Origin of the sequence: Nitrosomonas oligotropha, from assembly GCF_900106555.1 — a bacterium.
In the GTDB taxonomy this organism is placed as follows: domain Bacteria; phylum Pseudomonadota; class Gammaproteobacteria; order Burkholderiales; family Nitrosomonadaceae; genus Nitrosomonas; species Nitrosomonas oligotropha_A.
The window spans coordinates 1-7,764 of record NZ_FNOE01000055.1; the positions used below are offsets into that span (position 1 = coordinate 1).

Annotated in this window: 5 protein-coding genes and 1 pseudogene; 4 read left to right on the top strand and 2 right to left on the bottom strand. The window is 45.7% G+C overall.

Annotation, left to right across the window (positions count from 1 at the left end):
* On the bottom strand, positions 1–365 hold a 365-nt coding region (locus tag BLU57_RS15260), incomplete at its 3' end, for a hypothetical protein (protein ID WP_218131682.1).
* Positions 366–657: 292 nt separating this feature from the next.
* On the opposite strand from BLU57_RS15260, the pseudogene BLU57_RS15265 reads away from it, so the two are divergent.
* The 4 genes and pseudogenes from BLU57_RS15265 (at position 658) to BLU57_RS15280 (ending at position 5,433) form a co-directional block, all read left to right on the top strand.
* A pseudogene (locus BLU57_RS15265) lies at positions 658–1,797 on the top strand (IS3 family transposase).
* A gap of 170 nt (positions 1,798–1,967) precedes the next feature.
* Positions 1,968–3,104 (top strand): hypothetical protein, encoded by a 1,137-nt coding sequence (locus tag BLU57_RS15270; protein ID WP_090322772.1) that lies wholly within the window; start codon positions 1,968–1,970, stop codon positions 3,102–3,104.
* Positions 3,101–3,817, top strand: a complete 717-nt coding sequence (locus BLU57_RS15275) for a hypothetical protein (RefSeq protein WP_143027007.1) — start codon at positions 3,101–3,103, stop codon at positions 3,815–3,817. Before BLU57_RS15270 ends, BLU57_RS15275 begins: the two co-directional genes overlap by 4 nt.
* Before the next feature lie 80 nt (positions 3,818–3,897).
* Positions 3,898–5,433, top strand: a complete 1,536-nt coding sequence (locus tag BLU57_RS15280) for a hypothetical protein (RefSeq protein ID WP_090322777.1) — start codon at positions 3,898–3,900, stop codon at positions 5,431–5,433.
* 682 nt (positions 5,434–6,115) lie between these two features.
* Here BLU57_RS15280 and BLU57_RS15285 read toward each other — a convergent pair.
* Positions 6,116–7,210 (bottom strand): endonuclease/exonuclease/phosphatase family protein, encoded by a 1,095-nt coding sequence (locus BLU57_RS15285; protein WP_090322780.1) that lies wholly within the window; start codon positions 7,208–7,210, stop codon positions 6,116–6,118.
* Between the last annotated feature and the right edge of the window lie 554 nt (positions 7,211–7,764).

A 7,764-nucleotide genomic window follows, 5' to 3' on the forward strand; every position in this document is an offset into this window, starting at 1 on the left:
TACTCGCGAGGTTCATTGGCGGATTGCCCTTTCAAGAAGGGAAGCCGCTTGGTATCGAAATGAACGAGCTCGCCCGGGTAAGATTTGTTATAGCGTTTCGCTTCACGCTTGAGACGTTCCTGGATGGTTTGCTCGACCTTGGCCAGACGTTTAAGGCCATACTGCAACGTCTTGAATCGTTGGTTGGTACTGTCACGCGGGATAAATTCCTGTAACCTAGCTCGTTTCAGTACGTCATAAATCGTTGGACGGCTGACCTGGAAGCGTTCCGCAAAATGCGCTACCTTCCACAGCCGGGTTTGATATAGCTGCCAAATCTCCTGGCGATCCAATAATATTAAGCGAGTGCGTTTGTGTATGTTCATCTACAGTATTCTCCTGAATACTGTACAACGCTAGGAATTCTTACAACTAAGTATGGCAAAGATTTCCAGAAACTGTATTTTGATAGTTGTAGATCGCAAAAAATAGCGTGGACGGGCTTGGGCTACACTTACGACTGGGGAAATGCAGACTCCAAAGTAGGTGCAAGTGAGTTTATCCTTAAAGCCGGTTCTTCGTATCAAATCAACGTAACACTGAAAACACGCAAGTACTGCTCTAATTAATTACAGTTATTACGTAAACTCCCCCTATAAGTAGACAAAGATCAGTAGAATTTCGGAACCTCCTGATAACGGAGATTTCCATGAAAACAGATTTACAGAAAGTCAGATAGTTGCGGTAGTGAAAGAAGGCGATGCTGGTATGCCGGTAGCTGCGCTGTGTCGCAAGCACGGTGTTAGCAATGCCACGTACTCCCAGTGGAAGAGCAAGTACTCAGGCATACAGGTGTCCGAGCTTACGCGATTACGCGAGCTAGAAGCTGAGAATGCCAAGCTCAAACGTATGTATGCCAATCTGGCGCTGGAGAATGCAGCGATCAAGGACGTCTTAAACCGAAAACTTTGACGCCGTCGGCCAAGCGCGAAGTAATCGAACAGTTGGTGCAAACCAGATTGTCGATTATGCGCGCTTGTCAGATTGCTGGCCTGTCGCGGGCGGCGTATTACAAAAGGTCGGTACTGGCATTCGAACGAGATGCCGAAGTGATTGATGCGCTCAATGCCATCGTGACTCTGGATGGGCGCTGGGGATTCTGGAAGTGCTTTGCCAGGCTACGATTGGACGGTCGCTGCTGGAACAAGAAACGTGTACATCGGGTATATAGTGATATGGGTTTGAACATGCCTCGGCGATGCAGGAAGAGATTGCTGGGTCGGTCTCGGCAACCGCTGGATCTGACCAACGCACCGAATTGCTGCTGGGCACTGGATTTCATGCATGACACCTTGTACTGTGGCAGGCGGTTCCGAACGTTGAACGTGATAGATGAAGCAAACCGAGAGCGCCTAGCCATAGAAATCGGCACATCGATCCCTTCAATGCGGTTGATCCGGGTGTTAAGCCGCCTGATCGACTGCTATGGTGCACCCAACGCCATACGGTTGGACAATGGACCGGAACTGGTCTCACAGATGTTCACTGAATGGGCTGCGTCCAAAAGTATCGCCATCCGATATATCCAGCCAGGCAAGCCAGAATACTTTTATCGAACGCTTTAATCGGACTTACCGGACTGAGGTGCTTGATACGTATCTTTTTGCCAATCTTGAACAGGTTCAAACCATCACTGACCAGTGGCTGGTTGATTACAACGAATACCGACCGCATGAAGCGTTGGGTAACATCCCGCCGATGCAGTTCATGCCTCGGCTAACCCGGCTTCCGAATCTCTATCAGACTCTGTCTACTTGACGGGGGGGCTTACGATTACTCGAATACTCCATTTGTTTTCTTCACTTACCAACGCAACCTTTAAAAGATTGCACTTACTAGATATGTTAAAAAGGTGCTATAGTTCGAATAAACAAATTTAATATTTGATTTGAGATGGGTGGATTAAGATCAATTGGATTGGAGGCTGAATGCTTCCCTACAGTGAAAGTTTTTTTATAGATCGATCATCGGCTATTGCAGGCAAGATGCTCATGAGTTTTGTTCAAGCACTGCTTATTTGCTCGACCTTCGCCATCTCAAATCCCACTTTTTCGCAGCCCTTGCCGCACCTCGATCTATGGCGGGAAAACTCGCCATTCTGTTTCGTGCATACAGAGAATCGGATTCCGATTCTAGTTTTTACTTGTAATGAGCAGAGCGTTGGAAGTATTACAGGAGAGTTTGATACCAAGCTCTGCTTCCCCACCAAGGGTGGTGAAGATATGGCGCAGCCATGCAACGATGGCGATATGACTCTATTCAATGGCCTTCTCTGTAGTGCAAATATTCCTGAAGGATGCGATGCCGTAGTTCAATCTCAGGATCTGAAGACTGGTCAATGGTTTCGGTCGCCTCGCAGAATGATTGCTGGGCCAGCTAATGTGATGAACTCATTTTCACCCGATATGGCTATTGGCTTATACCATTGGCTAGTTAGCTCTCCAACGCCTCAAAATAAAGCTAAATTTGAGGCATGGATCAATTGGCTCTCCATGAACAAGAGGTGTCTGGATGCCGAGTGCAAACGCCAATGGCCGAGATTTTGCCCTGATGATGATGTCGATCAACCCAATGCAGAGTATGGCTGCACAATGCGGCCAGGAGATTTAGCGACACTCGGAGTTGTCACTGAAAAAATGGGGATAGTCATTCGAGACAAGCAAATAAGAGAATTGACTGAGGAGTGGAGAGCCTCTGCTACCACACTAGCATGGATTTCGGCCCACACAAATGAAGTCGGATATCGATTGCATCTTGCCGCATCAGTTCTCTACCTTTATAAGAGACTAGGAATTAAAGAAGATATTCTTAATGATGCAGAGCTGTCGTTGGTGACGAGACAGCCAAAGAATCCATTCTTTGCCTTCATTTATGGCGATAAAGTGAGAGCCAAGTCATTGGTGTCGTCTCTTTGCCCAGCTAATCAAGCCTCCATTGTTCCTGTGGGGCAGCGCGATGAGTGGTCTTGGGAACGAAAGGATTCCGATGAGGCTTGGAAACGCAGCATGCTTTGGGAATGTATCTTTATATCAAGTCTACTTCAGGAACGGCAAAGGAGTGAATGATGCGTGGCACTTTTATCTTAATAAGTTTTTTGTTAAGCATTATCTCTGCAAAAGCAATTGCTAATGATCTGTACAATAGTTTCGTAGAAAGCATTCACCAAGCTAACTCACAGGCACATGTTACACTCTCGAGCGGAACCTATATTACCGAAGTGGGTGATTCAAGAATGGTTTGGTATCTTGAGGGTGGTAACCGGGCAACCATCGCGTTTCAGTATGGCAATAAAACATTACAGAAAGGCTCGATTTCATTCTTTGATCCTTTAAAAGTAGAAATTCGCGCTGCTTCTGGATTATGTTCTATCTTTAAGATTAAGAAACTGTCATTTGAAAGTGGCGGGGCGCTGGATCCTGATAATTCGGATTTTAAACTTGACCCTCCTTCGTCAGGTGCATGTAATAACTCAAAGAATGCAGTATTGCTGGAGCAACATTTAGCTCTTTCAAATGACTCTGGTCTTTTCTTTCATGGCAGGGTGTTTGCAAGCTCAGACAATTTCAAGAAGTGTAAAGACCCCAAATGTGGATCTATCAAAAATGGTCAGCCCATATCAATGGTGGTATTCTTCTCCAAGTTGATGCCAGACGGGGCGTTGGAAGCTATAGCGGTTCGCTGCGTCCTAATGCAACTCTGCGCTTCCCCAATAATGGCGGATGGATTCAGGTTAGCGAGGGAACTCAAGCTAAGATTTCTCAGCTTACCTACGATCTAGTCTCGGAGTCTGGAAGCGCATTCATAAACGAGATAGCCATTAATGTACGGGCGGGTAGCATTAGTACCAACGACAATGTCTTGAATCTCGAAAATGGTTCACGTATTGCTTTGACATCCATCGACATCGAGCAAAAACCGGGGGTCACCATTGTTAAAGATGGTGATATTTCTGGTGCATTGGGTAGTCAATCTGTTCTTCTTTTGTCTTCTTCAGCAGGAAAGAAGAGTACTGTAACCTTCAACAAGGGTGAAGTTGACATGAAGCACGTGCGTATGATGTACTCAGATAACTCCAGTTCGTTAAAGGCCCAGTATGCTCAGATCAAAGGCGACATAAGAGACGCATTTTTCTATTTTTCAGAACGCAATAGTCTATCGTTTTCGAATCTGAGCTTTCAGGTCGATCTCAAGTGTGAAAGTGTTACGGCTGAATGTGATGGTGTTGAGTGGAGTTCGGACGGTAAGGTCAAACTAGTCGGCTCGATTTCTCCTTTCGAGGCGAATATTAACGGTGGTTCGTGGGCGCTTGACTCAATAAATACCCTGAGGGTAACTTCAGGAGCCATTAAGGCGCCACTGCTTAAATTGGATAGTACTGCTGCTTTTTTTCCGATTTCGGGAAGATTTAATAAATTTGAGCTCCAAGTTGATAGCCAAAACTTCAGGTTGTCTTCTGATTCGTCGGTGGCTTTGGCTTCCGTTAAGCTGAGGTCAAATGATATTAATCTGAGCCCCGATGAATCCTATCCTTCTGGATCGATGAGCTTTGATGGAAGCATTAATTCTGCCACTTTTGGAAATATTGATAGAGTTGGGGTTGCAAATGCCTCAATGAGCCTCAGTCTCTCACGAAAGCCCGCAGATACCGTTCAAATTGATGATGGAACCATTAGTGCATCTGCCACGGTTAAGGATTCTGCAAACGATGATGCTTCTGCCTCAGTTAACTTGTCGTCTATTCGGGCATCTGCGAGTGAATTAACCGCTGACTTTTCTATGGCACTAAATAGCCTTGGCACAACGGTGCGGATACCACCTGAACACAAGTCGGAGAAAGAAGGTGGCGATTTAAGTAGTATTGAAGCCAACATAAACCTGCATGAGGTTCCGATTGGAGTCACTCTTGCTCGTCCTTTTATTTTCTCGGGTAAGTTGACAGCGAAAGAGGGCATTGTAAACATTGCCCCCATCAATGGGGTGCCATTAGCTTTAGATATTAGCGTGCCCTCTCAAGAGTTGGTATATATCAATGTTAACCACAGGTTTCCTGGCGGTTCGGAGAATTTGTGTAATCCAAAGGTCAACTTGAATGGGGGTGTAAATCGTATTAACGGGCAAGCCGACTTTGCGCTTAATAATGGATCCGTATCGCTAAATCTCAGGAATTTTGTGCTCGAGGGAAATATCTCAATGAGTGCAGAAGATAGGAACTGCAAGTATGTAGCAGGATTGATCTGTGGTGCTATTGGTTCAATTGCGGGGCCGGCAGGGGCAATTAGTGGAGCTTATCTGTGCGCTTCCAAGGTTCAGGCTGCAGAGAAACAGGCTTCTGAAAAGATCAATGAAGCAATTCATGACACTATAAGCTCATACAAATTCACTTTGGGGCAATAGATGACTAGGTCGGAAGCTGAACACTGTTGCTGACTGCAACTCCTATACCGAGGGGTTCAGATACCATCTTGAATTGCAAATATTGTATGATTAAAGTTTACATCAAATAAAATGTTTTAACTCCATAGATTCAGATAGCTTACGCATGAGATTGCTCCTATAACGACCTAGTGAGAGCTTTTTCCTATCATCACTATGTTTATGACTATCGATTAATAAAGACACCAGAAGTAACCACAAATCTATCGGTTGTTCCCTATGTGCTCATCACACCAAGCAGTTCATGCACAATATTGACTGACTCGATAACTTCAAGATGACTAACTATCAATCCGGAAGAACTATCCATATTGAAAGAAGCCATTTGCTCGGAACAAGGTGATCGTCTGATTGGAACGGTAGAAAGAACACATCTCTTTGAGTTGATGGATCAGTTGAATCGCCCCGAGTTTTGAGGAGGCTTCGATATCTGAGAAAATGGAGCCATGCACAAATCGTATAAATTTTCCCCCGAAGTAAAAGAACGCGCAGTCTGGATTGACCTTGCCCTGCAATGACCAGATCAAAATTGACCGGGTCAAATCGATTTGGAGCGAGCAACATTTCCTTACCTACTGCTTCTTCGTACCTCGCTGGCACCGCTTCAGCAATACTTGTCTATTTAGTCGTCACCAAGGGGCTATCAGATATTGAAATCAGCCCAAATGCAATGATGATCAGATGCCTCGGTAGTGGCAGTGATACCTTCGAAAGATCGCCAAAGCCTCGGATGGTAGGTACCACGGCGCTCAATACCTACATCGACTAGCACATCCTTCAAAGCACTAGACATAATGATGTAATCGATCTTGTTGCTAGCGGTGCCTGTGCCGTATGTTCCCGGTCGGTCAGTTGGGTAATTCGGATGGCTTTGGATATCTGACCAATCATCTTTCAGAAGCGGAGCAACAGCATCGCTGTCTGGTGTGTCGTTGAGATCGCCTGCTACGATGACAAGCGGAGTTATTTGTTGCTGTGCGGTCCTCGCAATTTCAGCGGCACGGATTCCCTGTGCCCTCCGTCTTGCTTGAGCCTGAGCGTTGTCTCCACCTCGTTTGGATTTGAAATGGTTCGGGCAAACAACGAGCTGTTTATCCGAAGGAAGGTTTACCACATATTCCGGGCAATCTCTCGAAAAAACAGGTTTGCCTTCGTACTCATCATCGACATGCGATCTAATGCTAACGATTGGGTAGCGACTAAGCAATCCGGCATCAATGCCACGAGTATCATTGCCGTCAATCACCATCACGTGTGGGTAGCGCCCTCCAAGTATCGAGGAAAGCACTTGGTCATTGAATCGCTGAAGCGTTGGGCGGTTTTCGACCTCCACACAGATGAGGATGTCGGGCCTCACTGCGTCTATGACACGACCGGTGTTCAGGATAGCCTCCCACGACACATCGTCGCGGCGAAGCTCGAACCATCCAGTCCATTCTCCCCGACCATTGGCAACCACAGTGATAGTGCCGTCGTCGGCTCTGTGAAAAAGATGTCCACGTACCTTGTTGAGCACCACTAGAGCGTTATCTGGAGGATTTAATGCCGAGAAATGATACCGCTTATCGAGTTCAACGAGCTTTTCCTTGTCGCTATCGCTGTACTCCTGTTTGACCACGATCTGGTTGGCCAATGCATGATCATCGATAGCTTGTTGACCATCTGCTCCACCAGTGACCATCGCTGAAGGTCGTGTGAAGAGGTTCTCCAAATTGTACGACGCAATTCGAATTGGCATGGCACAGATTCTCCTGCATTAAATAAAGTTAAGGCATCATATTAATTTGTTTTGTCATACTCATGACAGCACATCTCGCAATGCTGCCGCTAAAATCTGAACCAGAACAATCGAGAATTGCTACTCGTGATGATTTTGGAAACCGAGCAACAACCAATAATTCCGTGACCGCATTTTATGTCTACTATATGAATAATAGACCAGAAAATATAATTTCGTAAGCAGTTCACAGAAAGATCAGAGGAATTTGAGTTATATAGAACAACCAATTAAGATATTTTGTATTGCAAAGTGCACACAATAGTAGTCAATCGAAGCATTTGTTCATAGCTGATAAATCATCATCCTTTCGCACGCAATACCCCAAGTTTACTTCGAAGTAAGCCTATCCAATCAATCCCATTAAGCGCAGCAAAACCGGCAACCTGTTTCTAGGCTTGTCTGCTTTCGCTCGTCCTAAAAAAGGAGAAAAAATGTGTAATCCCAAATCGACAAGGGAGCGGCGTCCTATTGCCCTGTTTCCTTTAGGCAAGATTTTTGCAACCCCTGGCGCA

Bases quoted from the DNA above. Each gene is read 5' to 3' on its own strand.
- BLU57_RS15270 (WP_090322772.1), top strand. From the start codon at position 1,968: ATGCTTCCCTACAGTGAAAGTTTTTTTATAGATCGATCATCGGCTATT.
- BLU57_RS15275 (WP_143027007.1), top strand. From the start codon at position 3,101: ATGATGCGTGGCACTTTTATCTTAATAAGTTTTTTGTTAAGCATTATC.
- BLU57_RS15285 (WP_090322780.1), bottom strand. From the start codon at position 7,210: ATGCCAATTCGAATTGCGTCGTACAATTTGGAGAACCTCTTCACACGA.